We start from the raw sequence: 24330 nt of genomic DNA, 5'->3' as shown, positions 1-24330 counted from the left end.
ATTATTCTGCGCAATAGCAAGGTTTTTGTCCAAAGGTATACGTTAAAGTAATACCAGAGAAAACATACCAGTCATTATTATTTAAATTTCCAAAACGCAATGGCGATAAATTGCTATTGCTTGGATTACTTCCGTCGATATCATCTGTGAAGGTGTAGCGGGCTCCAACTTCAGCAGCTAAAATTAAATGAGGCGTTACGTTTGATTTGATTCCTAATGTCATAGGTATAGCAAACGAATTTGAATTTTTATCTTTTCTAGTCTGGCCTCCTGAAATGTATAATTCATCATACATAAAGTAACTTAATCCTGAATATATATAAGGAGTAACTTTTGGATGATAATCATGAAGGTTAAAGTCGAAAAAGTTGAATTCTAACCCAGCGGAAAGCTCTTTTACTTTATTTTCAAAGCTATAGCCTCTATTGCTTCGTCCTGTTTCTTTTGAGTCTGCATCATTTCCAGCAATTGTCGATTGTGTATAGGAAAAGCGATACGCATGACGCGGACTCCTATTCCATTTATACAAAACACCAAAAGCCAGTTTTTCAGGAGCAATATAAGTTGTGCTTCCTACGTCTCCTACAAAGTTGCTTCCGCCAAGAAAAACACCAATCTCATTGATTTGAGCATTTAGTGTAATAAAGGGGAAAAAACATAACAATAAATTAAAAATTTTCTTCATTTAATTCAAAATTGCGTGCAAATATAATAATTATCGATACGAATCAACGTCGCTTTGGTTAAATGTGCTTTTTTTTCAATTTACAATATGATTTTGAGACATTTAATGAGGATTCGATACATGCAGAACGAGAAAAAGTAGTATTATCGTATAGTAGGTCTCTAGAAAAAGGCTTAATTCCTTTTGTCTTCTCCCCAAAGCAATTTGTTTCTCAATGTTTTTAAGAAAGTTTCGCCTGGAATTTCAACCATTTTTATTTTAAAATCTGTTTTCTTAATCGTCAAAACCGATTCATTTTTTACAGAGGCTATTCTGGAGTCTAACGAAACTAAATATTGATCTTCTCTTCCAGATACGCGAAGTTTAATTTCAGTATCATCAGGAATGACAAGTGGCCTGGCAGTTAAATTATGAGGAGCAATAGGTGTAATTACTAAACTTTTAACCTCTGGGGTTAATAATGGTCCTCCGCAGCTCAAAGAATATCCTGTAGAACCAGTTGGTGTTGAAATAATCAAACCATCTGCCCAATAAGAATTTAGATATTCATTATTCAAATAGGTTTCAACGGTAATCATCGAAGTAGTATCTTTTCTGCTTACTGTTACTTCATTCATTGCGAAGTTTAAGTGGTCTTCGATTGCATCGTTTTTTGGATCACAGGTTAAACTCAATAAAGTTCTTTCAGAGATGGTATATTTTTTATCAATAACAAATTGTAAAAAGGTGTCAATGCTTTCTTTAGGAACAGTTGCCAGAAAACCTAATCTTCCTGCATTAATACCTAATATTGGTACACCAGAATTACGAACTAAGGTTGCTGCTCTTAAAATAGTTCCGTCGCCTCCAATACTAATTAACATTTCAAAACTATCATCCAATGAATTGCTGGAGGAAAAAGTTTTGTATTCTTTTTTTATAAGTTCTTTTTCAAAGAGCATTTTCAAAAAAGTTTCTTCAATTACCATTTCGACATTGTTTGAGTTGAAAAATGCAAAAATATCTTTGATAATAGGTTCGGTACTGTTTTGATAATACTGTCCGTAAATAGCTACTTTCATTCTTTCTAATTAGATAATGAGGAAATGTGTTAATTTTATAATTTATTTAGTTGAGATCATTTTCTAATTTTCTCCTTGACCAATTTTATAATTTATATATTAAGGTATTTGTCTAAATAATCAGAACGCTCTTTTAAGCTATTGATATAAGCATCTTCTTGATGCTCTGAAATAATTTCATAATTATAGCGTCTAAAAGTCTGTATAATTTCATTCATTGGGCCTACGCCAATTTTTACTGTAATATGTACATTTTCTAAATCCGCTTCAGATATAAAACAGCCAAGAATTTTACCGTTATTGCTTTCTACAATCTGAGCAACTTGTCCCATTGAATAGTCTAAAAGCCCTTTTTGAACAATAATAATGCCGCCTTGTTCTTTTAAAAAGGGAGTTTCCTGAAAGAATTTCATAATATCTTCCATTTCATAATAGCCTATATAGGTATTATTTTCATCAAGAACGGGAACCGTGTTAGTGTGATTTTTTGCAAAAACCTCTAAAACGTCTAGCCACATCATCGATTTTCTGGCAAAGAAACGCTCTAAAGTATATTTGTAATCAATCGCTTTTTTGTCGGTATCAAAAGTTTCAACATCATCAGAAGCAATACTTCCAATGAAGATTCCGTTTTCCAAAACTGGAAAATGTGAAAAATCCACATCAGCAAAAAAGTCCTGAACCGATGCTATCGTTTCCTGGCTGTCAATCGCTCTGAAATCATTGGTGATATAGTTTGTAATTTCTGTCATAAATCAATTGAAGATATTTCATTGCAAAATAATCAAAAAATACCAAAAACTGCTACGTTTTACTTTGTATTTTTGTCGTAACAAATATAATGTTACTAGAATTAATTATCTATTTATATGACAAAGTTAAGTGTAAATATCAATAAAATTGCAACCTTAAGAAATGCACGTGGCGGAAATGTTCCTGATTTACTAAAAGTGGCAACTGATATTCAGAAATTTGGCAGCCAGGGAATCACAATTCATCCGCGTCCAGACGAACGTCACATTCGTTATCAGGATGCACGCGATTTAAAAGCAATTGTATATACAGAATATAATATTGAAGGAAATCCGCAGCATAACTTTATCGATTTGGTTTTAGAATGCAAACCAACTCAGGTTACTTTAGTTCCTGATGCAATAGGCGCCATTACTTCTTCTGCTGGCTGGGATACTATAAAAAATCAGGAATATTTAACAGAAGTTATTCAGGAATTTCAACGAAACGGAATCAGAACTTCAATTTTTGTTGATCCGGTTTTAGAAATTATTGAAGGTGCTAAAAAAACTGGGACGGACAGAATTGAATTGTATACTGAAGCTTTTGCACACCAATACGATTTAGGAAATAAAAACGGAATAGATCCGTACGTAAAAGCTGCAGTATTAGCAAACGAATTAGAGTTGGGAATAAATGCTGGCCATGATTTAAGTCTAGATAATATTCAGTTTTTCAAACAAAATATTCCAGGCTTATTAGAAGTTTCTATAGGACACGCTTTAATTTCTGAAGCGCTATATCTAGGTTTAGATAATGTAGTGAATATGTATTTGAATAAATTGAAATAATATTTTGTAAAGGCATATTCTCAGATATACACAAAAAAACAGGGAGATTCTTAAAGAAATTTTTGTGTTTCTCTGCGTAAAAAACCTTTGAATCTTTGTGGAATAAATTTTTCAATAAAAAATTATATGATGTTATACTCAAAAATAGAAGGCGAAGGAAAACCATTTATTATCATGCACGGATTTCTAGGCATGTCTGATAATTGGAAGACTTTGGCAGGACAATATGTAGAAGCTGGATTTCAGGTTCATATTTTAGATTTAAGAAATCACGGGCGCAGTTTTCATTCAGACGAATGGTCTTATGAAGCGATGGTGCAAGATGTTTTCGAATATTGCCAAGCAAATCAACTGTCTAAAATAGATATGCTAGGACATTCGATGGGAGGAAAAGTTGCAATGCTTTTTGCAACAACACATCCTGAAATTGTAGATAAATTAATTGTGGCAGATATTGGTCCGAAGTTTTATAAACAGCATCATCAAGATATTTTGGCAGGTTTAAACGCAGTTGATTTTTCGGTTAAACCGAGTAGAAACGATGTTGAAGCAATTGTAGCGCAATATGTTTCTGATTTTGGAACACGCCAGTTTTTATTAAAGAATTTATATTGGATTGAGCCAGGACAATTGGCCTTTCGCTTTAATCTAGCGGTTTTCAATAATAACTTAGAAGCCATCGGAAAAGCTTTGCCAGATGATTTGGTTTTTGATAAACCCACCTTATTTATAAGAGGAGGAGAATCGGGCTATGTTTTAGATTCAGATTTTGATTCAATACGCCAACACTTTCCTAAAGTCGAGTTTGAAACTATTCCAAATGCAGGACATTGGCTTCATGCCGAAAATCCAAAAATGTTTTTTGAATTGACGGCTGGGTTTTTGAAAGAGTAATGATTTTGATAAAAATTTTATTACTTTTATTAAAAATTTAAACCACAAAAATATGAAACTATTACTCAGACTTCTTGTTACCGCAGCCTTGGTTTTGTTAATTGCAAACCTTTTGCCGGGAGTGCATGTTGCCAGTTTTACTACTGCAATTATTGTTGCAATTGTTTTAGGATTACTAAATCTGTTTATAAAACCAATATTGGTAATTTTGACTTTGCCTGTAACAGTAATTACTTTGGGCCTCTTTTTATTAGTTATAAACGCAATCATTATTTTGCTGTGTACTAATATTGTTGGAGGTTTTGCAGTAGATTCGTTCTGGACAGCATTATTCTTCAGTATCATTTTGTCTATCCTTCAATCTATCACATATAAAATATTGGGAGACGATAAATAATCGAAATAAAGCAGACTAAAAACCGCTTCAAATACAATAGATTAAAAACTTGGTTGGGTTGCAAAAATTTTATAATTTTGCAACCCAATTTTATTATGTAAATTAAAGAAGAAGATGGATATTAAAAGAGTAGCAATAGACGCTGTGAACGAAACGATTGTAATGACAGTTGTTCACATGGATTATAAAGGTCAAGTAGCAAAAAGAATAAACGAAAAAATGCCATTGGCTACTGTAAAAGGTTTTAGAAAAGGACAAGTTCCTAAAGATCTTGTTGAAAAACAATACGGAAAAGCAATTAAGCAAGAAGAAGTTAAAAAAGTAGTTGATTTGGCTTTAGAGCGTTTCATTCAATCTGAAAGATTAAATCTTTTAGGAACTCCTCTTGCTAAAGAAAACGAAAACTTTGATTGGGATGCTGAAGAACTAACTTTCGAATACGAAATTGGTTTGGTTCCTAACTTCGAAATTGATTTAGAAGCAAAAAATAATATCGTAAAATATATCGTTACGGCTGATGATAAATTAATCGACGGTCAAGTAGAGCGTATCCAAAAACAATTCGGAAAAGCAATTCCACAAGATAAAGTTGATGCTGATTCTGATTTAACTGGAACTTTCTCAAACGAAGAAAAAGGAATTAACAATACAACTACAATTTCTGTGTCTACTTTCAACAAAAAAGCTGGAGATAAATTCATCGGTAAAAAAGTTGGAGATGTGGTTACAGTAAGTACAAAAGGTTTATTCGAAGACGATCACCAATTAATGGATTACTTAAAAGTAGCTCATGATGACGTTCATGGTTTAGATATCGAAGTAAACTTTACTATCGAGGCTATCAACGGAGCTGAATTGGCTGAATTGAACCAAGATTTATTTGATAAACTTTTTGGTGAAGGAAAAGTAGCTTCTCTTGAAGATTTAAAAGCTAAAATTAAAGAAGATGCTGAAGCACAGTTCGCACAGCAAGCGGATCAAAAATTATTATTAGACGTTCAAGATTTCTTGATCGAAAATACAAAATTTGATTTACCGGCTGAATTCCTTAAAAAATGGTTGCAAACTGTTGGAGAGAAAAAACTTTCTGCAGAAGAAGCTGAAGTTGAATACGCAAGATCTGAAAAAGGTTTACGTTTTCAATTAATCGAAGGAAAAGCAATGGCTCAAAGCAACATCCAAATTACTTTTGAAGATTTGAAAGCTTTTACAACAAACGCTATCAGACAACAAATGGCTCAATTTGGACAAACAAATCCGACTGACGAAGAAGTTCAAGGAATTGTGGCTAGAGTTTTATCTAACCAAGAAGAAGTAAAAAGACTTTCTGAGCAAGTTGTTGCTGAAAAATTGTTAGAGGTGTTTAAAGAAAAAGCAAATCCTACAACTAAAGAAGTAACTTACGAAGAATTTATTGCAGCTTCTTACGGAGAATAATTGAAGTCAAAAGTTTTAAAGTCAAAAGTTGTTCAGCATAGAGTAGCATGTAAGCTCTATTTTAAAATTTAAGATTTTATTACAGAAACTGAAAGATAAAAAAAGTTATATTTGAGCGTCAAAAAGATATTTTTGGCGCTTTTTTTTTGTTTCAAATTTTTGTTTCAAGTTTTCGAACTTCAATAAACCTGAAACCTAAAACTTGGAACCAAAAAAATAGGACAAATTGGCATCCCTTTATAAAAAGGTATGAACTTTGTTTTAGCAGTTTAAGTCACTTTCCGACTTAGACTTTCAAACTTTAAACTAAAAATATGAACTACGGTAAAGAATTCAAAAAATTTGCTACAAAGCACCAAGGAGTAAACGCAATGTATTACGATAAAATCGTAGCAGCGATGAACCCAACAAACATGACTCCATATATTATCGAAGAGCGCCAGTTGAATGTTTCTCAATTAGACGTGTTTTCAAGATTAATGATGGACAGAATTATCTTTTTAGGAACTGGTATCGACGATCAAATCGCGAATATTGTTCAGGCTCAGTTATTGTTTTTAGAAAGTGCTGACGCATCAAAAGACATTCAAATTTATTTAAATTCTCCTGGAGGAAGCGTTTATGCAGGATTAGGAATTTATGATACAATGCAATACATCAAACCAGACGTAGCTACAATTTGTACAGGTATGGCAGCATCTATGGGAGCTGTTTTATTATGTGCTGGAGCAGCAGGAAAACGTTCGGCTTTGCCACATTCAAGAGTTATGATTCACCAGCCATCAGGAGGAGCACAAGGTGTTGCAACAGATATGGAAATCAATTTACGTGAAATGCTGAAATTGAAAGATGAATTATACCATATTATTTCTCAACATTCAGGTCAGACTTTTGATAAAGTGCATAAAGACAGTGAGCGCGATTACTGGATGAAAGCTGACGAAGCAAAAGAGTACGGAATGATTGATGAAGTATTGAGAAGAGGATAAAACTGAGTTTCAAGTTTGAGTTTTCAAGTTGCTATAATTAACTTGAAACTTGAAGCAAATAAAACTTGAAACAAAAAAATAAAGTTAATAGGTTGCTAAGTTTTTGATGTTTTAGTGATAAATCTCAGAAACTTAGTAACTTTGCAACTTAGTAACTAAAAAAGAATGGCTAAAGTAGTATTAGAATGTTCGTTTTGTGGAAGAAAAAAGCCAGAAACCAATTTATTGATTGCAGGCATTAATGCACATATCTGTGATAAGTGTATCGAGCAGGCACACGGAATTGTATTAGAAGAATTAAAATCAAGCGGAAGTGCAAAATTAGTTGGTGACTTAATTTTAAAGAAGCCAAAAGAAATTAGAGCTTTCTTAGACCAATATGTTATTGGTCAAGATCAAACTAAAAAAGTAATGTCGGTTGCAGTTTACAATCACTACAAACGTTTAATGCAACAGCAATTAGACGATGAAGTAGAAATTGAAAAAAGTAACATTATTATGGTAGGTCAAACCGGAACCGGAAAAACATTGGTAGCAAAAACTATCGCTAAAATGTTAGATGTTCCCTTGGCTATTGTTGATGCAACTGTACTTACAGAAGCGGGTTATGTAGGAGAAGATGTTGAAAGTATTTTAACTCGTTTATTACAAGCCGCTGATTATGATGTAACCAAAGCAGAAAGAGGAATCGTTTTTATTGATGAAATTGATAAAATTGCCCGTAAGAGCGATAATCCATCAATAACACGTGACGTTTCTGGTGAAGGTGTTCAGCAGGCTTTATTGAAATTGTTAGAAGGAACTGTTGTAAACGTACCGCCAAAAGGAGGACGTAAACACCCTGACCAAAAATTTGTTGAAGTAAATACTCAAAACATATTGTTTATCGCAGGTGGAGCTTTTGATGGAGTAGAACGTATTATTTCGAAACGTTTGAACCGTCAGGCTGTTGGATATTCGACTTCTAAAAATGTAGATAATATCGACAAAGACAATTTACTACAATATATTATACCAAAAGATATTAAAGATTTTGGTTTGATTCCGGAGATTATTGGTCGTTTGCCAGTTTTAACGCATATGGATCCTTTAGACAGAGAAACTTTGCGTGCAATTTTGACACAGCCTAAAAATGCTTTAATCAAACAATATCAAAAATTATTTTTAATGGATGATGTTGAGTTTAATATTACGAACGAAGCATTAGATTTTATTGTTGATAAAGCTTTAGAATACAAATTAGGAGCTCGTGGATTACGTTCGTTATGTGAAGCTATTTTAACTGATGCGATGTACGAACTGCCAAGTTCTGACGATAAAGTTCTGACAATTGATAAGGATTATGCAGAACATACATTAAGTAAAAATTTATTGAAGCGAATGGAAATTGCTTCTTAAAGATAATTTGATTTTTATAATTCATAAAACCTGCTCAATTATTTTGAGCAGGTTTTTTTTATAAAGCATATAAGTTGCTGCATCATTTATTATTTTTCTTACTTTTGATAACAATTAAAATCTAAAACTCATCAATCATGAATAAAACAATTGAAGATTACAGTACTAGTTTATTACTTTGGCAGGTTATAAATATTATTGGGTTTTTAATCATTTTATATTTATTGTATTTGCTGATAAAGGTTTTAAGAAAGAAACTTAAAGAAAAAATTTAAGTTAAAATAAAAAGTCCAGTTGTCGTTGAAAATTTTTTATTGAACTCTGAACTTTTCTCGATATTCAATAGGTTTCATACCAACCATTTTATAAAATACTTTTCTAAAAGCCTTCGGGTCGTTATAACCAGTTTTTTCGATAATTTCAGAAATCGAAAGCTGCGTTTGTTCTAAATATTTCTTAGAACTTTCAACTCTTATATTTTGCAGATATTCAATTGGCGGAATTCCGGTTACTTGTTTAAATCTTCGTGTCATGTTCCGCGCACTTGTCGGAATATCTTTGGTGATCTCTTCTAATTTTTCGATAGTGCTGTAATGACTTTCAATTTTTTGCTGTAACATGGCAACCAGAGTATCATTGTGCAAATGATTCGGTCGAAACGTACTAAAATAACTTTGTTTGTATCGGTTTAAATCAATAGAGAATATTTTAGCAATTTGAACAGCAATTTCATTGCCGCAATATTTCTGAACCAAAAGAATTAATAAATGAAATGTTGAGGTTGAGCCGCCACTTGTATACAAACTTCCGTCGGCAGTTAACGTTTCTTCCGGTTTTAATTTTACCAGCGGGAAAGCTTTTGTAAAAGCACTGCAGGCATCAACATGTGTTGTGGCTAATTTTTCATTTAATAATCCGGAAGCGGCAAACAAAAATGCGCCAGTACAAAAACTTGCTAATTCGGCTCCAGATTCGTGCTGTTTTTTAAGCCATGGAATAAAATTTTTGTTCTTCGCGATCATTTCGCTCATATTATCAGTAGTGAAAGCTGGAATTAAAATCAAATCCAGAATTTCTTCAGAAGCTTCAATCGATTGTACTTCATAACCAAATAAATGTTTTTCGCTAATTTGTTCGGCCGATTGAAATACCATAATCTCAAAAGGTTTTTCTGTTTCCTTACTTAATTTATTAGCTGTTTCAAAAACTTCTAAAATCGCAGCGATACTCAATAATTTATAGTCGTGCGGTACAATTAAACCTGTTTTTTTACTCATGTTATTTGATTTTTAGAAAGTTGCTTTCTGTACAAAAATATAAATTTTGTCTTAAATGACCCTAAAGTTGACTTTTAATGTATCATAAAGCCAATTGTAATATTCTAAATTTGTTTTAAATAATTTGTAAATTTATATAAAGATGGAAACAAAAATTTTCTTAAATCTTCCTGTAAAAGATTTAAATCGGTCAATTTCATTTTTTACCCAATTGGGTTTTTCATTCAATCCACAATTTACAAATGATAAAGGAACCTGTTTAGTTATTGGCAAAAACATCAATGCAATGTTGCTTACTGAGGAGTTTTATAAAACTTTTACCCATAAAGAGATTTGTAATACAGCAACCACTAACGAAGTAATTATTTCGGTACAAATTGAAAGCCGTGATAAAGTAAATCAAATTATTGAGGATGCTGTAAAAAATGGAGCGACTGAATATTTAGAAGCCAAAGATTATGGATGGATGTATTACCGATCTTTTTTTGATTTAGATGGACATCACTGGGAATTTTCTTTTATAAATGAAGATCAAATTCCAGATAAAATGTAAACTCAAATGGATAAAATGATAACAGTTCAAAATACCATAAATGCAACTATAGAGAAAGTTTGGGATGTCTGGACATTACCAGAACACATTATGATTTGGAACATTCCTTTTGCAGATTGGCATACTCCATATGCAGAAAATGATCTGAAAGTGGGCGGTAAGTTCAAATTTACAATGGCTTCAAAAGATGGAAGTGAGGGCTTTGATTTTGAAGGCGTATATACTAAAATTGAAAAATTTTCATTAATAGAATATCGACTTTTAGATAACAGAACAGCTAGTGTTCGTTTTGAAAATTTAGATACTAAAACAAAACTAACCGAGACATTTGAGCCTGAATCTAAAAATTCTGAGCAAATGCAAGAGCAATTTTGTAAAGGTGTTATTCTGAATTTCAAAAATTATGTTGAAAATTTTAAAAAATAAATCAAGCTAAAAAATAACAAACAAACAATAAAAATAAAATGATTACAGTAAAAAACACAATTAATGCATCAATAGATAAAGTTTGGAATTTCTGGACATTGCCAGAACATATTACACAATGGAGCTTTGCCTCGCCAGATTGGCACACGCCTTATGCAGAAAATGACTTGAGAGAAGGCGGAAAATTCAAATCGACAATGGCAGCAAAAGATGGCAGTATGAGTTTTGATTTTGGAGGTGAATATACTTTAGTAGAACAAAATAAAGCGATCAAATATGTTTTAGGTGATGGAAGAAAAGTAGAAATTACTTTTAACGAAACTCCAAACGGAGTAGAAGTTATAGAGAGTTTTGATCCAGAAACTTTAAATCCTGAAGAAATGCAGCGCGGTGGGTGGCAGGCGATTTTGGATAATTTTAAAAGTTATGTTGAGCAAAAATAGGATCAAAGTGGCAAGTTATAAAGGTTCAAGATTTAAAATAACTTAAATATCAAAAAATGACAAAACAAATTTGGCTGAACTTGCCAGTAAAAGATGTGGTGAAATCGAAAGGTTTTTTCTCAAAAATAGGTTTCTCTTTTAATGAAGAACATGACACGCCAAGCTCAACTTGTATGTTGGTGGGTGAAGGAAAATTTGTAGTGATGCTTTTTGAAGAATCATTATTTGCCAGTTTTTCTCAAAACAAACTTACAGATACGCAATCAAGCTCAGAAATTTTGATTTCGATTGATGCTGAAAGTATTGCAGAAGTTGATGAATTAGCAAAGAAAGCAGCAGAAGCGGGCGGAAATGTTTTTGCTCCTCCTGCAGAAAGTCAAGGCTGGATGTATGGTTGTGCTTTTGCTGACTTAGATGGCCATCGCTGGAATGTTTTATATATGGATTTTAGTAAATTATCGTAATTATGGAAACATTAGAATTTAAAATTAGAATAAAAGCTTCGGCAGAAAAAGTCTGGGCTGTTTTATGGAATGATGAAACCTACCGAAAATGGGCAGGAGTTTTTTATGAAGGATCATATGCAATAAGTGATTGGAACGAAGGCGGAAAAATACACTTTCTAGGACCTGATGGTGGAGGAATGAATAGCATAATAGAAAAAAAAATCCCAAATGAATATATGGCTTTTAAACATTTGGGAGGAATAAAAGATTTTAAAGAACTGCCTCTCAATGAAGAAACAAAGGAATGGAGCGGTGCAATGGAAATCTATCGATTGACTCCTGATGATGAGTTTATAGATCTTGTGGTTCAGGTTGATGTAGTCGAAAAATTTATTGACTATTTCAAGGAGGCTTTTCCAAAGGGACTGGAAATAGTAAAAGAACTTTCAGAGAATTAAGAAAATAGAATAAGAAAGTAAACAACAAAAAACAAAATATCATGACATCAGTAAACCCATACTTAATTTTTAATGGAAATTGCGAAGAAGCGTTTCTATTTTACAAATCCGTTTTTGGAGGAGAATTTCCGTATATCGGAAAATTTAAAGACATGCCTAAAGATGAAAATGGCAGTTGTGATCAGATATCTGAGAAAGATGCAAACAGAATTATGCACGTTTCATTACCAATTGGAAATACTATTTTAATGGGAAGTGACAGCAACGAACAATCTGGTGACGTAGCTTTTGGAGGAAATTTTTCAGTTTCAGTTAATGTAGAAAGCGAAGCAGAAGCAGATAGAATTTTCAATGGTCTTTCGGCAAATGGAACGATTTATATGCCAATGAATAAGACTTTCTGGGGGGCCTATTTCGGAATGTTCAAAGATAAATTCGGTATAAGTTGGATGGTGAATTTTGATGAACATAATCCAGCTAAATAACAAATAGAGTTATGTTATTCTAATAGCGGAACATTATTGTTAAATTACTCGAAAAAGCACATAATTATGTGCTTTTTCTTTTGAAAAAAACAAAGATTATTCTTTTTTATCACCAAGAGATTGCCGATTTTTGTCGCTTCTTAAATCAATAAAGATAAAATGGCAATAGAAGATAAAGAGATTATTTTATTAAAAGTTTCAGGACATGATAAAATAGGAGTAACGGCAGGTTTAACAGCAGTATTGGCAACTTATGATGCCAATATTTTAGATATAGGTCAAGCCGATATTCACGATACGCTATCTTTAGGGATTTTATTTGAAATTGAAGCCGGATCTTCTTCAGCACCCGTTTTAAAAGACTTACTTTTCAAAGCTTATGAACTTGAAATTAAGGTAAAGTTTATTCCAATTTCTATTGAAGATTATGAAAAGTGGGTTAAATCACAATCAAAACAACGTTATATTATTAATATTTTAGGCGAAAAACTGGCCGCTTCTCAATTGGCAGCAGTAACTAAAATAATGTCAGATCAAAATCTGAATATCGATTCTATTATAAGATTAACCGGAAGAACTTCTATTGTCGAAAAAGAAGAATACCCGCGTTCTTGCATACAACTATCTGTTACGGGAGAAATCGTAAATAAAATTGTCATGACGGCAAGTTTTATGGAAATTTCAAGAACTTTAAATGTAGATATTTCTTTCCAGGAAGATAATATTTACAGAAGAAACCGTCGTTTGGTTTGTTTCGATATGGACTCAACTTTGATTCAAACTGAAGTTATCGACGAGTTGGCAGAACTAAATGGAGTGGGAGAACAAGTACGCGCCATTACAGAATCTGCCATGAACGGAGAAATAGATTTCAACGAAAGTTTTAAACAGCGAATGGCTTTGTTAGAAGGTTTAAGCGAGGATGTTCTTCAAAACGTGGCTATCAATTTACCTATAACACAAGGCGCTCATCGCTTAATGAAAGCCCTTAAATATTACGGATATAAAACTGCAATTCTTTCTGGAGGATTTACATATTTTGGAGATTATCTGCAAAAAGAACTTGGAATCGATTATGTTCACGCCAATCAATTAGAGATTAAAGACGGAAAATTAACGGGTAAATATTTGGGAGATATAGTAGACGGACAAAAGAAAGCAGAATACCTAAAAGCAATTGCTGAAAAAGAAGGAATTCATATCAACCAAACTATTGCAGTTGGTGACGGAGCTAATGATTTGCCAATGCTAAACCTAGCAGGTCTTGGAATCGCTTTTCACGCAAAACCAAAAGTAAAAGAAAACGCCGCAACTTCAATTTCAAGTCTTGGTCTTGACGGAGTTTTGTATCTTTTAGGCTACCACGACCGATATATTGATATGATGTAATGTTATTCGCGTGACTTTAATTCTTTTTTAATTTCGTTTAAAGTGCTTAAATTAAAAATTAAAATCGGAAGCAATGCAATTGGGATAACGTTAGAAACGCTAAATCCTTTATTGTAAACAAGAAATATATTAATAATGAACAAAAGAGTTAATACACCTGCAAATATGTAGGTAACTGTCTTTAACGATTTTTCATTTTTAAGCAATTCTTCAGTACTTACTTCGCTAAATTTATTGTCTTTCATTTTTGTAAATTTAATTAGGCAATTCAATATTTTTAATCGCTCAAATTGATGCAATTTTTAGATTCACTTTTTTTGTTTACGTAAAAATAATAAGCACTATTAGCATCGATCAATAAATATTTTTTCAGTTTATACTGTATTATCTCAACTTGCTAAGATTTTAAGTTTTTATAACCTACATCTCTTTCAACTGCTCCAAATAATCTCTCTGATTCGAAAGCCTCGGAATTTTATGCTGACCGCCCAATTTGTCTCTTTCTTTTAGCCAGTCATAAAACAAGTTTTCGCGAGCTACATTAATAACCAAAGGATTTAATGTCATATTGTTTTGGCGTTTTGCTTCATAATCAGAATTTAAAGTCTGTAAAGTTTCATCAAGTACTTTTTGAAAAAGTCCAACATCAGCAGGTTTTTTCTTGAATTCGATCATCCATTCGTGTGCACCTTTTTCTTTGTCTTGCATAAAAATAGGAGCAACTGTATAATCTATAACTTCTGTTTGGGTAACTTCGCAGGCTTTGGCAATCGCTTGATCTGTGTTTTCGACCATTAACTCTTCTCCAAAAACATTAATATGATGTTTGGTTCTGCCAGTAACTCTAATTCGGTACGGATTTAATGATGTAAAACGAACTGTATCGCCAATTAAATAACGCCATAAGCCAGAATTTGTAGTAATAACAATGGCATAATTTTTATTCAATTCAACATCGGCTAAACGAATTACTTTTTCATTTGGAGTTCCAAAAGTATCCATCGAAATAAATTCATAGAAAATTCCATAATCCAGCATCAGTAATAAATCGCTTGAATTGTTCAAATCCTGAATAGCAAAAAAGCCTTCAGAGGCATTATATATTTCGTAGTATTTAAAATCTTTGCTTGGTAAAATTTTCTTGTATTGTTCTTTGTACGGAGAAAAACTTACACCTCCATGAAAATAAACTTCAAGATTTGGCCAAAGTTCAAGTAAATTTTGATTTCCGGTATTTTCTAAAACTTTGTTCATTAAAACCAGCATCCAAGACGGAACACCGGCAAAACTAGTTACGTTTTCAGTTTTGGTTTCATTTATAATCGCAGCAATTTTAGCTTCCCATTCGCTCATCAGCGAAGTTTTACTGCTTGGTGTACTGCTAAATTCGGCCCAGATAGGCATATTCTCAATCAAAATTGCAGATAAATCTCCGAAGAAAGTATTGTTGTTTTCATAGATTTGAGAACTTCCGCCCAATCGGAGACTTTTTCCCAAGAACAATCCAGAATCTTCATTATTGTTTAAATATAAACATAACAAATCTTTACTGCCTTTATAATGACAATCTTCTAGAGCTTCATTACTAACCGGAATAAATTTGCTTTTAGCATTTGTTGTACCGCTTGATTTAGCAAACCATTTTATTGGAGTTTCCCAAAAAACACCTTGTTCGCCTTGGCGTGTGCGCTCAATTAAGGGCTGTAATTCTTCATAACTTGAAATCGGAACTCTTTCTGTAAAAGTTTGATAAGAGCTTATCGATACAAAATCATATTTTCTTCCTATAACCGTATTTTCTGACGCAGTCAATAAATTATGCAATAGTTCTTCTTGAACTTCATTTGGATATTTTAAAAAAAGTTCGATTTGATGTATCCTTTGTTTTAGGACCCAAGATGCGAAAGAATTGATAATAGATACGGGCATGAGTGGATTTTATATTTTAGATTGCTGTCCCGAAATCTCGGGATTAAATTTTAGATTTTACGATTATCGCAAGAATCAGGAAATTTAAAATTTGAATATCAATAGACAAATACTAACTTTGTCATCTTATCAAAAATAGTGTTTTTTTGTAAAAAAAACCATTCTATTTATACTAAAGATTCTAATTAAATTGAATTAGAAATTAAATACAGCTTTCATAAATATAATCAAATAACTAATCCTGAAATTTCAGGGCAGTAATCTCAATACAATGACATATCAAGGCGTACTTACAAAAATGCAGACTGAAATGGGAAATCCAATTCAATATTATTTGGTTTTCGAAGATAGTTTTCTAAGTATGAATCAGTTGCTTGATAAAGAGATCGAGATTAATTTTATTGGATTTCAATGTCTTAACTGTAATAAAAAGAAAAAGATCTACAGACAAGGTTTTTGTTACGATTGTTTTTATTCGAGTCCGGCAGTAGGCGATTGGATTATGCGTCCAGAATTGAGTACCGCTCATTTAGGTATCGCAGATCGTGATTTAGACTACGAGCAAAAAGTACAATTACAGCCACACGTTGTTTATTTGGCTCTGGCAAGCGAAGTAAAAGTTGGTGTAACGCGCAAAACGCAAGTACCAACGCGTTGGATTGATCAAGGCGCTACGCAGGCAATTGCAATTGTTGAGGTTCCAAACCGATATTTAGCAGGAATAACAGAGGTAGCATTAAAAGAGCATTACACAGACAAAACAAACTGGAGAAAAATGCTTCAGAGTACCGGAGGAATTTTTGATTTGATTGCTGAAAAAGCAAAAGTAGAAAGTTTAATTCCAACAGAAGCTCAGGAATATTTTTATTCGCAGAAAAATGATTTATACGAATTGAATTATCCTGTTTTAAATTATCCTGCTAAAGTTACTAGTTTAAATTTAGATAAAACGCCTTCGTTTCAAGGCAAGCTAATCGGAATTAAAGGACAGTATTTAATCTTCGAAAATGGGACAGTTTTTAATGTACGTGGTTCTGAAGGTTACATTGTAACGATAGACATCTAGTCTAATTTTATCAGCAAAGCGTCTGTTTTTATAGGTAGACTGTCTAATCTTTTTGTTCTTTGTAATGTTATTGTTGTATTTTTAACTCTTTTTAAGAAATAAAAATGTAAATATTGATACATTTGATTACAATTTTGTAATAAATGCTTATTGAAAGAATTTACTTTTGCCAAAAAAAAGAACCTAGATTTGAAAAAAATATAGGTCTTTATTTAAAGTAAATTCACCTTTTTTTTGAAGCTGAATGTTCATTATTTTCAAGAGAAAATACAACAAAACAAATACCACAATGAGTAACTTAAAGAAAGTTAATGTTTTTAGGCGTAGTTTAATGCGTAATTTGACCAAGAATATTGGGAATTCTAGTATTAGTAAAAGCGGTCCTATTGATAAAAATAAAATCAAGAAAGTGCTGATTTGCAGACCTAATAAAAGATTAGGAAACTTACTCTTAATTACACCGCTTATTCAAGAAGTTACTGTAGCGTTTCCTGACTGCAAAATCGACTTATTTGTAAAAGGCACTCTTGCGCCGATTGTTTTTGAAAATTATACAAATATCGACAAGATAATCGATTTGCCTAAAAAGCCCTTCAAAGAATTAATTAAATACCTAAAAGTTTGGACATTAATTAGAAAGCAAAATTATGATATGGTAATTAATGTCGACCAAAATTCTTCTTCAGGTCGTTTGGCCGTACAATTTTCTAGTGCGAAATATAAAATTTTTGGAGATCTTCCAGAAAATGTCAAGCTTCCGTATGAAGATTACGAGCATATCGCAAAATATCCCGTTTACAATTTAAGATATTCCTTAAGCCAAGTTGGATTAGAAGATAAAAAAGAACCCGTTGCATTAATTGATTTGAAATTGTCACAAGACGAAATTGCAAACGGCAAAAAAATTCTGAATAAGATTATTGATGAACAGAAAAAAACAATCGCCATTTTTACTTTTGCTACAGGCGAAAAATGTTATGGTGTAGAGTGGTGGGAAGAGTTTTATACTGCTTTAAAAAAGGAATATCCAGACTATAATATTTTTGAAGTTTTACCAGTAGAGAACGTATCACAAATAAATTTTCAAGCACCTTCATTCTATAGTAAAGATGTTCGTGAAATAGGCTCAGTATTAGCCAATGTAGATGTTTTTATTGGCGCAGACAGTGGTATTATGCATTTAGCGAGTGCTTCAAAAGCTACAACCGTTGGATTGTTTTCGGGTGGAAACCTAAAAAAATATGAGCCTTACGGTAATAACAGTATTGGTGTTGATACGAATACAAATAAAGTTTCCGATTTTATTACTATTATAAATTCTATTTTGCATTAATAGAAATGCACTTCAATAAAATAAAATCCTGCTCGAGAATTACTATTCAAGAGCAGGATTTTTAATTAAAATCAGGATTTTTAATTTTTCTTCTTAAAAATTCCGTTCAATAAATCACTTGCTTTTTTAGTAACTTCTTGTGTTTTTTGTTCTTTTTCTGTTTTTGCAGCTTGTGTAGTATCTTTTGCTTTTGTGTTTTTATTGATTAAATCACTAAGAGCAGAAGCGCCTTTTTGAGTCAGTTTTTCTTTTTGCTGATTCGCTACCTGGGAAGCCAAACTGCTGATTGCAGTTTTCATATCTGTACTAATTTTTGGATTTGAAAAATTTCCTCCAATGACTGCATTGATCGGAATGTTTTCTAGTTTCGCAGCATCTGCCGGAGACATTTTTGCAATAAAGGCATTTGCTTCGCTTCCTAAATATTTAGCAGGAACATCAAATTTTAAATTGTAGTTCATTGTTTGGTCAAAACCATGCGTTCCGCCAACAGTTACCTTAATATCTTGGTATTTTATATCAAATGGTTTTACATTTACTTTTCCGTTATCAAAAGTTAGCGCAGCTTTAATGTCGTTCAAATTCAATTTATTCAAATCGATAAATTTAATATTTGATCCTAAAGCATTTAATAAAGTTGAGTTTTTAGCATTTACGGTTGTAGAAAGAAGTTGTCCTAATAAATCTCCTGAAATAGATTTTAAATCTGGAGTTAGTTCATTTGCATCTAAATTTCCGTTCAATTTTATCGTAGAATTTAATTTACCATTAATGATTCCAGCTATAGGAGCAATTTTTTTCATCATTTCTAATTGCGTAAAAGTCTGTGCAATATCAACTTGATTAAAACCTAAATTCATATCAAAAGTTGGTACTTTCGTTTTTGTAGAAACGGCTCCACTTAAGCCAATTGTTCCTCCAAAAATTGAAGTTTTGAAGTTTTCTAAAGTAGCTTTTTCATCTTTTACGATCAATTTTCCAGAAACATCTTTTAGTTTTAAATTATCATATAAAACTGTTGTGGCTTTTGCATTAATTGTACAGTTTAAAAATGCAGGAATCTTCATTGCTTCCGTTGGCTTCGCTTCTGTTTTAGCTGTTGCAGGCTCGCCGGCAGTCATAAAATCATCAACTGCTAACTGGTTCGAACTCATATTAAAGTTTCCTTTAAGTTCTTGTTTTTTAAACATAAAACCATAGAAATTCTCTAAGATTCCGTTAATGGCAATATCACTTTTTCCGGTTGTCGCATTAAATTGCTTTAAGTTTATCGTACTCGGATTAAACTCAACCAAAGCCGTGCTGATGTTCATTGATTTATTGTTTTCATCAGTATATTTAAATCCTGACAAACTCATTGTTCCAGCATTTTTAATGTTTTGATATTGACTTTTTTCTACAGAAGCCATGTCAAATTGAGTGGTAACATCAGCTTTTAAAATACCAGCCAGTGGTTTTTCCATTTTAATAGGATAGGCTTTTGAAAGATTCGCTAAATTAATAGTTCCTTTCAAGGCAGCACTTACAAATGGATTTACTGTTATATTTTTAACATTCGCTTTAGCGCTAAAAACATCTTGATCAATTCTAAAAGACAGTTTATCTAAGTTAACGTATGTGTCGTTTAAAATTCCAGTTTCGTTTATAATTTTAGTGTCAATTACAATATTTTGAACCGATTTAGGTAAGTTCGGATATTGAAAAGAGGCATTATTTGAAGCAATAGCAATATTAAATTTAGGAACAGTTGTATCTGTTAATTGTCCTTTTGCAAAACCGACAACAGTAAAATCTCCAGTTGTTTTCACGCCATTTAAACCTGACGAATAAGCTGACGGAATTAATCCTAAAAAGTTTGTAAATGATGAGGTTGGCGTTTTAAATTTCAAATCATAAATCTGCCCAGCTTCAACCATTTGAATAAAACCATCAAATTCTAAAGGCAATTGGTTTATTAAAGCTTTGTTTTCCTTAAAAGTATATTTGCTTTTATCTAAATCGATTCCTAAAACAGCGTCTAAAGTCAAATTCACATTTTTCATGTAATTCACTTTATCCATATCCAATGATATTTTTGCTGTAGATTTTGTAGTTAAATCTAATTTCGAATTGGTAAAATCTCCCGTTCCTTCGTGATTCAAACTATCAATAACCATTTTGATTTTAGAACCCTGATCGATATATCTAAATGTAAAATTCTCAATTTTATAATTCTGAATTTTTAAGGAAAGCGGTTTGCTTTTTTCATCTTTGTCGGTTTCTTTTTTGTCTTTTAAAGCAATATCAAAATTTCCAACGCCATCTTTATTGAAGATAATGTTAATTAAACCATTTTCAGAAGTGATTCCTTGAATGTTTAATGGTTCGTCTTTTCCTTTAAAAAGTTCCTTAATGCTCATTTTTAAATTCAATTCGCCTAACGAAACTAGAGTGTCACCTTCAAAAGGGGCTTTGTTGATGATCACTAATTTTTCGATTCCGACAGTCGCATTTGGGAAATTTTTAAACAAACTTAAATCGGCATCAGCAAAACTTACTTTGGCATCAACACTTTCGTTAATAGCTTCTGCAATTTTAGCTTTTATTTGATCCTTAAAAAAATAGGGAATGGCAAATAATGCGGCTACAATAACCACAAGAACAATGGCTGAGATTTTTAAAATTTTCTTTAACATAGGTGTAGGTTTGAGGGTTTAATTTGAAATTAACTCTTGCAAAAATAGTTTTTTTTGGTAGAGTATGAGATAAATCTTTCTTAAAAATGTAAGAATTGTATGAATTTTTGTTAAAATAAAAAATCCGTTTGAGTCTCTATTTCAAACGGATTTTTTAGTGTTTTATGATAATTTATTTGATGTTTATTTCAAATGGCATCATGGCCTGAACTCCTTTTTGTTTTTGAAGTTTCTTTACCTGCTCAATAAGAAGGTAGTTTTCTTCTCCAATTTCTTCTTTTATAAAAGCTTCTTTCGATTGTGCAAAAGGAAGATTTGATAAAAGATCACTAAAGGTTTTTTCATATTCCGGATAATTCTGAGTACTGTATGTTTTGATTTTAGCAATTTTGGCAGCTTCAGCAATAGCATCATTTAATCCGCCAATTCTGTCTACTAAGCCAATTTTAATAGCTTCAGAGCCAGACCAAACTCTTCCTTGAGCAATAGCATCAACTTGAGCAAATGTCATTTTTCGGCCTTCAGCAACATGCGTTACAAAAGTATTGTAGATGTGCTCAACTCCTTCAAGAGTAAAAGCTTTAAATTTTTCGTCAACAGGAACAAACGGACTATAGTTTGCCGAGTTTTCGTGAGTTTTAACTTGTTCGGTGTTAATTCCTAATTTATTAGCAAGCGGACTAAAGTTTGGCAATATTCCAAAAACTCCAATTGATCCCGTAATGGTATTGCTTTCAGCGAAAATTTTATTAGCGTTGCAGGCAATATAGTAACCGCCAGAAGCTGCATAATTACCCATAGAAACAACTACAGGTTTGACTTTTTTAGTTATTTCAATTTCTCTCCAAATCAAATCAGAAGTTAAAGCGCTTCCGCCTGGGCTGTCGATTCTAAGTACAATTGCTTTAACATCTTCGTCTTTTCTCGCCTCCTGCAAAGAACGTCGCATAGAACCCTCTCCAATAACAGTAACATCTCCTTCGCCACTTGCAATTTCGCCTTGAGCGTAAATAACAGCAATTTGGTCATCTGCAGTATTGGTTAATGCAGTCGTAATATTATTTTGAGTATAATCTGCAATCGAAATTTTATTGTAATCATCATCTCCAGTTACTTTCAATGCTTTTTTTATGGCATTGTGATAAACATCTTCATAAGCTACAATATCGACTAAACCGTTTGCTTTAGCTAATTCTGGAGTTCTTGCCAGCAATCCGTTTGCGATTTCATTTAATCTTGGAAGCGGAATATTGCGGCTTTTAGAAATATCTGTCGAAACGGTTGTCCAAATCGAGTTTAAAAGCGCTGTGACTTGTTCTCTGTTGGCATCGCTCATTTTGTTTTCTAAAAATGGCTCTACAGCACTTTTATATTTTCCGTGTCGAATTACTTCCATATGAATTCCAGATTTATCCTGAAAATCTTTAAAAAACATTACTTCAGAAGAAAGTCCTTTAAAATCTAAATCTCCAGCAGGATTTAAATAAACAGTATTAGCCACAGAATTTAAGTAATATTCCTTTTGAGAATAAGTATTGGCGTAAGCCCAAACAAATTTTCCTGATTTTTTGAAACTTTCAAGAGCATTTCTTAAATCTTTATATTGTGCCAATCCTAATGAAGATTCATCATTTAAGATTGAAATTCCTTTTATATTGTCATCTGTTTTTGCAACTTCAATTGCGTTGATAACATCGGTTAAGCCAATGCCTTTTTGCTCAGAAAAAACAGTTACCCAAGGATCTTTGTATTTTCCGGCATAATCATTTTGTATTTCTTTTAAATTTAATTCGATAACAGAATCTTTTTTAACAGAAACAGTGTCATCTCCTCCAAAAATAGCTCCGATAAGGATTACTCCGAAGAAGAATAACATAATAAAGACAAAAATACCAATCACAGTGGCGATTACATTTCCTAAAAACTTCATAATTATATTTTTTTAATAAGTAGCAAAAAAGGCTGGTTTGTTACAAATATATCTAAATACCATTTAATTATGTTATATGGCAAATGAAATATTAGTGGTTTTTACATTTTTAAATTCTTAATTAAAGATATGTTATTTTTGTAATAAGTAAAGACTTTTTTTGAATACTGCTTAGAATGTTGAACATAAGAAAAAGAGTTTGAAGTTATTGGAGACTTCTGATTCTTGAGGTAAATAATGTGGTTAATTCTGAAATAGTTTTAGTTAATTTGCATTAATTATGAAATCACAGCACCAAGTCGTATTATCTATAGGAAGCAACCAAGGAAACAGGTTAGAAAACATCGAAAGTTGTATTAATTTGATACATCAGGAAGTGGGAACTGTAATTAAAGTTTCAAAACTATACGAAACACCAGCTTGGGGATTTGAAAGTGATGCTTTTTATAATTGCGCACTGCTTTTGCACAGCACTTCATCAGCACAAAAAATACTAAATCAGGTTCTAAAAGTTGAAAAACAATTAGGCCGCATAAGATCAAATCAGCAAGGATATCAATCTCGAATTATCGATGTTGATTTAATTGTTTTTGATGATGAAATTATTGAATCTGAAAAACTCCAGATTCCGCATCCGCTGATGCAAAATAGAAATTTTGTATTACTGCCTATGCAAGATTTAAAACTAGATTGGAAACATCCTGTTTTTCAGAAATCTATTTCAGAATTAATAGCTAATAGTCCAGACGAAGATGTTTGTACTGTTGTACAAAATTTAAAAAACCCTTTGCAGGGAATTGCATTAGAAAAATTTAATTACATTGCTTTTGAAGGAAATATAGGTGCAGGAAAAACGACTTTAGCACACAAAATAGCAGAAGATTTTAACGCAAAAACCGTATTAGAACGTTTTGCAGACAATCCGTTTTTGCCTAAATTTTATAAAGACCAAAACCGATATGCTTTTCCGTTAGAAATGTCTTTTCTGGCTGATCGTTATCAGCAATTATCAGATGATTTAGCACAATTTGATTTGTTTAAAGATTTTGTTGTAGCGGATTATCACATCTTTAAATCATTAATTTTTGCTAAAATTACGCTCGCCGAAGACGAATATCGTTTGTACCGAAACTTATTCGATATTATTTATAAAGAAATGCCAAAGCCTGATTTGTATGTTTATTTATATCAGAATTCAGGGCGACTTCTTCAAAATATTAAAAAACGCGGCAGAAGTTACGAACAAAATATCGAGGCCGATTATTTAGATAAAATCAATAACGGCTATTTAGATTATATTAAATCTCAAACCGATTTGAATGTCTTAATTATTGATGTTTCTGAGAAAGATTTCGTAAAAAAACATGAAGATTATCTTTTTATTTTAAATGAAATCCAGAAGAAAATTGAATAATGTGCCAATTAGACAATTTTACACAACATTATCTAATTTCCTAATTGACACATTATCTATTT

At 32.1% G+C, this 24330-nt stretch carries 24 protein-coding genes; 16 read left to right on the top strand and 8 right to left on the bottom strand.

What is annotated here, in order from left to right:
• Position 1: 1 nt before the first annotated feature.
• The 3 genes from IRZ83_RS17825 to IRZ83_RS17815 all read right to left on the bottom strand — a co-directional run bounded on the left by IRZ83_RS17825 (position 2) and on the right by IRZ83_RS17815 (position 2498).
• The gene (locus IRZ83_RS17825) at positions 2 to 685 is read right to left on the bottom strand and encodes a DUF6089 family protein (protein WP_194570552.1); all 684 of its coding nucleotides are present in this window, start codon (positions 683 to 685) and stop codon (positions 2 to 4) included.
• 173 nt (positions 686 to 858) lie between these two features.
• Positions 859 to 1746: an NAD kinase gene (locus IRZ83_RS17820; protein ID WP_029273189.1), complete on the bottom strand. Its 888-nt coding sequence runs from the start codon at positions 1744 to 1746 to the stop codon at positions 859 to 861.
• Between the two features lie 92 nt (positions 1747 to 1838).
• Entirely contained in the window at positions 1839 to 2498 is a 660-nt protein-coding gene (locus IRZ83_RS17815) for a CBS domain-containing protein (protein ID WP_029273190.1), read from the bottom strand.
• A gap of 117 nt (positions 2499 to 2615) precedes the next feature.
• Here IRZ83_RS17815 and IRZ83_RS17810 point away from each other — a divergent pair, with 117 nt between their 5' ends.
• The 6 genes from IRZ83_RS17810 (at position 2616) to clpX (ending at position 8444) form a co-directional block, all read left to right on the top strand.
• On the top strand, positions 2616 to 3329 hold the full coding sequence (locus IRZ83_RS17810; RefSeq protein ID WP_194570551.1) for a pyridoxine 5'-phosphate synthase: 714 nt from the start codon (positions 2616 to 2618) through the stop codon (positions 3327 to 3329).
• Positions 3330 to 3458: 129 nt separating this feature from the next.
• Positions 3459 to 4223 (top strand): alpha/beta fold hydrolase, encoded by a 765-nt coding sequence (locus IRZ83_RS17805; protein ID WP_029273192.1) that lies wholly within the window; start codon positions 3459 to 3461, stop codon positions 4221 to 4223.
• Between the two features lie 52 nt (positions 4224 to 4275).
• Positions 4276 to 4620: a phage holin family protein gene (locus IRZ83_RS17800; RefSeq protein WP_029273193.1), complete on the top strand. Its 345-nt coding sequence runs from the start codon at positions 4276 to 4278 to the stop codon at positions 4618 to 4620.
• 114 nt (positions 4621 to 4734) lie between these two features.
• Entirely contained in the window at positions 4735 to 6057 is a 1323-nt protein-coding gene (locus IRZ83_RS17795; protein WP_194570550.1) for a trigger factor, read from the top strand.
• A 314-nt stretch (positions 6058 to 6371) separates the two neighbouring features.
• Complete coding sequence (gene clpP / locus IRZ83_RS17790) at positions 6372 to 7046, top strand: ATP-dependent Clp endopeptidase proteolytic subunit ClpP (protein ID WP_194570549.1); 675 nt, start codon at positions 6372 to 6374, stop codon at positions 7044 to 7046.
• A gap of 165 nt (positions 7047 to 7211) precedes the next feature.
• Positions 7212 to 8444, top strand: a complete 1233-nt coding sequence (gene clpX / locus IRZ83_RS17785; protein ID WP_029273196.1) for an ATP-dependent Clp protease ATP-binding subunit ClpX — start codon at positions 7212 to 7214, stop codon at positions 8442 to 8444.
• A gap of 311 nt (positions 8445 to 8755) precedes the next feature.
• Here the strand turns inward: clpX and IRZ83_RS17780 are convergent, their stop codons facing one another.
• Positions 8756 to 9721, bottom strand: coding sequence for a GlxA family transcriptional regulator (locus IRZ83_RS17780; protein ID WP_194570548.1), 966 nt, complete (start codon positions 9719 to 9721; stop codon positions 8756 to 8758).
• A 142-nt stretch (positions 9722 to 9863) separates the two neighbouring features.
• Here IRZ83_RS17780 and IRZ83_RS17775 point away from each other — a divergent pair, with 142 nt between their 5' ends.
• From IRZ83_RS17775 to serB, 7 genes are all read left to right on the top strand, one after another.
• Positions 9864 to 10274, top strand: coding sequence for a VOC family protein (locus tag IRZ83_RS17775; RefSeq protein ID WP_194570547.1), 411 nt, complete (start codon positions 9864 to 9866; stop codon positions 10272 to 10274).
• 6 nt (positions 10275 to 10280) lie between these two features.
• Entirely contained in the window at positions 10281 to 10700 is a 420-nt protein-coding gene (locus IRZ83_RS17770) for an SRPBCC domain-containing protein (RefSeq protein ID WP_228520719.1), read from the top strand.
• A gap of 38 nt (positions 10701 to 10738) precedes the next feature.
• Positions 10739 to 11143 (top strand): SRPBCC family protein, encoded by a 405-nt coding sequence (locus tag IRZ83_RS17765; RefSeq protein WP_194570546.1) that lies wholly within the window; start codon positions 10739 to 10741, stop codon positions 11141 to 11143.
• 56 nt (positions 11144 to 11199) lie between these two features.
• On the top strand, positions 11200 to 11607 hold the full coding sequence (locus IRZ83_RS17760; RefSeq protein WP_029273204.1) for a VOC family protein: 408 nt from the start codon (positions 11200 to 11202) through the stop codon (positions 11605 to 11607).
• A gap of 2 nt (positions 11608 to 11609) precedes the next feature.
• Positions 11610 to 12047 (top strand): SRPBCC domain-containing protein, encoded by a 438-nt coding sequence (locus IRZ83_RS17755; RefSeq protein ID WP_194570545.1) that lies wholly within the window; start codon positions 11610 to 11612, stop codon positions 12045 to 12047.
• Between the two features lie 41 nt (positions 12048 to 12088).
• Entirely contained in the window at positions 12089 to 12532 is a 444-nt protein-coding gene (locus IRZ83_RS17750) for a VOC family protein (protein WP_029273206.1), read from the top strand.
• Between the two features lie 159 nt (positions 12533 to 12691).
• Positions 12692 to 13921, top strand: coding sequence for a phosphoserine phosphatase SerB (serB, locus tag IRZ83_RS17745; protein ID WP_029273207.1), 1230 nt, complete (start codon positions 12692 to 12694; stop codon positions 13919 to 13921).
• Positions 13922 to 13923: 2 nt separating this feature from the next.
• On the opposite strand, the gene IRZ83_RS17740 is transcribed toward serB, so the two are convergent.
• Both IRZ83_RS17740 and IRZ83_RS17735 read right to left on the bottom strand, forming a co-directional pair.
• Positions 13924 to 14166: a redox-active disulfide protein 2 gene (locus IRZ83_RS17740; RefSeq protein WP_194570544.1), complete on the bottom strand. Its 243-nt coding sequence runs from the start codon at positions 14164 to 14166 to the stop codon at positions 13924 to 13926.
• Between the two features lie 175 nt (positions 14167 to 14341).
• Positions 14342 to 15850 (bottom strand): GH3 auxin-responsive promoter family protein, encoded by a 1509-nt coding sequence (locus IRZ83_RS17735; RefSeq protein WP_029273209.1) that lies wholly within the window; start codon positions 15848 to 15850, stop codon positions 14342 to 14344.
• Between the two features lie 271 nt (positions 15851 to 16121).
• On the opposite strand from IRZ83_RS17735, the gene IRZ83_RS17730 reads away from it, so the two are divergent.
• Together IRZ83_RS17730 and IRZ83_RS17725 are read left to right on the top strand one after the other, a co-directional pair.
• Positions 16122 to 16916: a DUF2797 domain-containing protein gene (locus IRZ83_RS17730; protein WP_194570543.1), complete on the top strand. Its 795-nt coding sequence runs from the start codon at positions 16122 to 16124 to the stop codon at positions 16914 to 16916.
• 289 nt (positions 16917 to 17205) lie between these two features.
• Entirely contained in the window at positions 17206 to 18249 is a 1044-nt protein-coding gene (locus IRZ83_RS17725) for a glycosyltransferase family 9 protein (RefSeq protein WP_194570542.1), read from the top strand.
• A gap of 80 nt (positions 18250 to 18329) precedes the next feature.
• On the opposite strand, the gene IRZ83_RS17720 is transcribed toward IRZ83_RS17725, so the two are convergent.
• Both IRZ83_RS17720 and sppA read right to left on the bottom strand, forming a co-directional pair.
• The gene (locus IRZ83_RS17720) at positions 18330 to 20924 is read right to left on the bottom strand and encodes an AsmA-like C-terminal region-containing protein (RefSeq protein ID WP_194570541.1); all 2595 of its coding nucleotides are present in this window, start codon (positions 20922 to 20924) and stop codon (positions 18330 to 18332) included.
• Positions 20925 to 21096: 172 nt separating this feature from the next.
• On the bottom strand, positions 21097 to 22854 hold the full coding sequence (gene sppA, locus IRZ83_RS17715; RefSeq protein ID WP_194570540.1) for a signal peptide peptidase SppA: 1758 nt from the start codon (positions 22852 to 22854) through the stop codon (positions 21097 to 21099).
• Positions 22855 to 23134: 280 nt separating this feature from the next.
• Here sppA and folK point away from each other — a divergent pair, with 280 nt between their 5' ends.
• Positions 23135 to 24268 (top strand): 2-amino-4-hydroxy-6-hydroxymethyldihydropteridine diphosphokinase, encoded by a 1134-nt coding sequence (gene folK, locus IRZ83_RS17710; RefSeq protein WP_194570539.1) that lies wholly within the window; start codon positions 23135 to 23137, stop codon positions 24266 to 24268.
• Positions 24269 to 24330: the final 62 nt, after the last annotated feature.

The sequence above is a fragment of the Flavobacterium sp. JLP genome, from assembly GCF_015350755.1.
In the GTDB taxonomy this organism is placed as follows: Bacteria; Bacteroidota; Bacteroidia; order Flavobacteriales; family Flavobacteriaceae; genus Flavobacterium.
The sequence above is the reverse complement of the archived record's forward strand: the minus strand, read 5'-3'. Positions and strand labels throughout refer to the sequence as shown.

Excerpts from the sequence above, each read along its gene's own strand:
- IRZ83_RS17720 (WP_194570541.1), bottom strand. The coding sequence starts at position 20,924 with ATGTTAAAGAAAATTTTAAAAATCTCAGCCATTGTTCTTGTGGTTATT.
- IRZ83_RS17770 (WP_228520719.1), top strand. The coding sequence starts at position 10,281 with ATGGATAAAATGATAACAGTTCAAAATACCATAAATGCAACTATAGAG.
- IRZ83_RS17810 (WP_194570551.1), top strand. The coding sequence starts at position 2,616 with ATGACAAAGTTAAGTGTAAATATCAATAAAATTGCAACCTTAAGAAAT.
- IRZ83_RS17825 (WP_194570552.1), bottom strand. The coding sequence starts at position 685 with ATGAAGAAAATTTTTAATTTATTGTTATGTTTTTTCCCCTTTATTACA.
- folK (WP_194570539.1), top strand. The coding sequence starts at position 23,135 with ATGAAATCACAGCACCAAGTCGTATTATCTATAGGAAGCAACCAAGGA.
- IRZ83_RS17820 (WP_029273189.1), bottom strand. The coding sequence starts at position 1,746 with ATGAAAGTAGCTATTTACGGACAGTATTATCAAAACAGTACCGAACCT.
- IRZ83_RS17760 (WP_029273204.1), top strand. The coding sequence starts at position 11,200 with ATGACAAAACAAATTTGGCTGAACTTGCCAGTAAAAGATGTGGTGAAA.
- sppA (WP_194570540.1), bottom strand. The coding sequence starts at position 22,854 with ATGAAGTTTTTAGGAAATGTAATCGCCACTGTGATTGGTATTTTTGTC.
- IRZ83_RS17730 (WP_194570543.1), top strand. The coding sequence starts at position 16,122 with ATGACATATCAAGGCGTACTTACAAAAATGCAGACTGAAATGGGAAAT.
- IRZ83_RS17775 (WP_194570547.1), top strand. The coding sequence starts at position 9,864 with ATGGAAACAAAAATTTTCTTAAATCTTCCTGTAAAAGATTTAAATCGG.
- IRZ83_RS17740 (WP_194570544.1), bottom strand. The coding sequence starts at position 14,166 with ATGAAAGACAATAAATTTAGCGAAGTAAGTACTGAAGAATTGCTTAAA.
- clpP (WP_194570549.1), top strand. The coding sequence starts at position 6,372 with ATGAACTACGGTAAAGAATTCAAAAAATTTGCTACAAAGCACCAAGGA.
- IRZ83_RS17795 (WP_194570550.1), top strand. The coding sequence starts at position 4,735 with ATGGATATTAAAAGAGTAGCAATAGACGCTGTGAACGAAACGATTGTA.
- IRZ83_RS17780 (WP_194570548.1), bottom strand. The coding sequence starts at position 9,721 with ATGAGTAAAAAAACAGGTTTAATTGTACCGCACGACTATAAATTATTG.
- IRZ83_RS17765 (WP_194570546.1), top strand. The coding sequence starts at position 10,739 with ATGATTACAGTAAAAAACACAATTAATGCATCAATAGATAAAGTTTGG.
- IRZ83_RS17750 (WP_029273206.1), top strand. The coding sequence starts at position 12,089 with ATGACATCAGTAAACCCATACTTAATTTTTAATGGAAATTGCGAAGAA.
- IRZ83_RS17815 (WP_029273190.1), bottom strand. The coding sequence starts at position 2,498 with ATGACAGAAATTACAAACTATATCACCAATGATTTCAGAGCGATTGAC.
- serB (WP_029273207.1), top strand. The coding sequence starts at position 12,692 with ATGGCAATAGAAGATAAAGAGATTATTTTATTAAAAGTTTCAGGACAT.
- IRZ83_RS17725 (WP_194570542.1), top strand. The coding sequence starts at position 17,206 with ATGAGTAACTTAAAGAAAGTTAATGTTTTTAGGCGTAGTTTAATGCGT.
- clpX (WP_029273196.1), top strand. The coding sequence starts at position 7,212 with ATGGCTAAAGTAGTATTAGAATGTTCGTTTTGTGGAAGAAAAAAGCCA.
- IRZ83_RS17800 (WP_029273193.1), top strand. The coding sequence starts at position 4,276 with ATGAAACTATTACTCAGACTTCTTGTTACCGCAGCCTTGGTTTTGTTA.
- IRZ83_RS17755 (WP_194570545.1), top strand. The coding sequence starts at position 11,610 with ATGGAAACATTAGAATTTAAAATTAGAATAAAAGCTTCGGCAGAAAAA.
- IRZ83_RS17805 (WP_029273192.1), top strand. The coding sequence starts at position 3,459 with ATGTTATACTCAAAAATAGAAGGCGAAGGAAAACCATTTATTATCATG.
- IRZ83_RS17735 (WP_029273209.1), bottom strand. The coding sequence starts at position 15,850 with ATGCCCGTATCTATTATCAATTCTTTCGCATCTTGGGTCCTAAAACAA.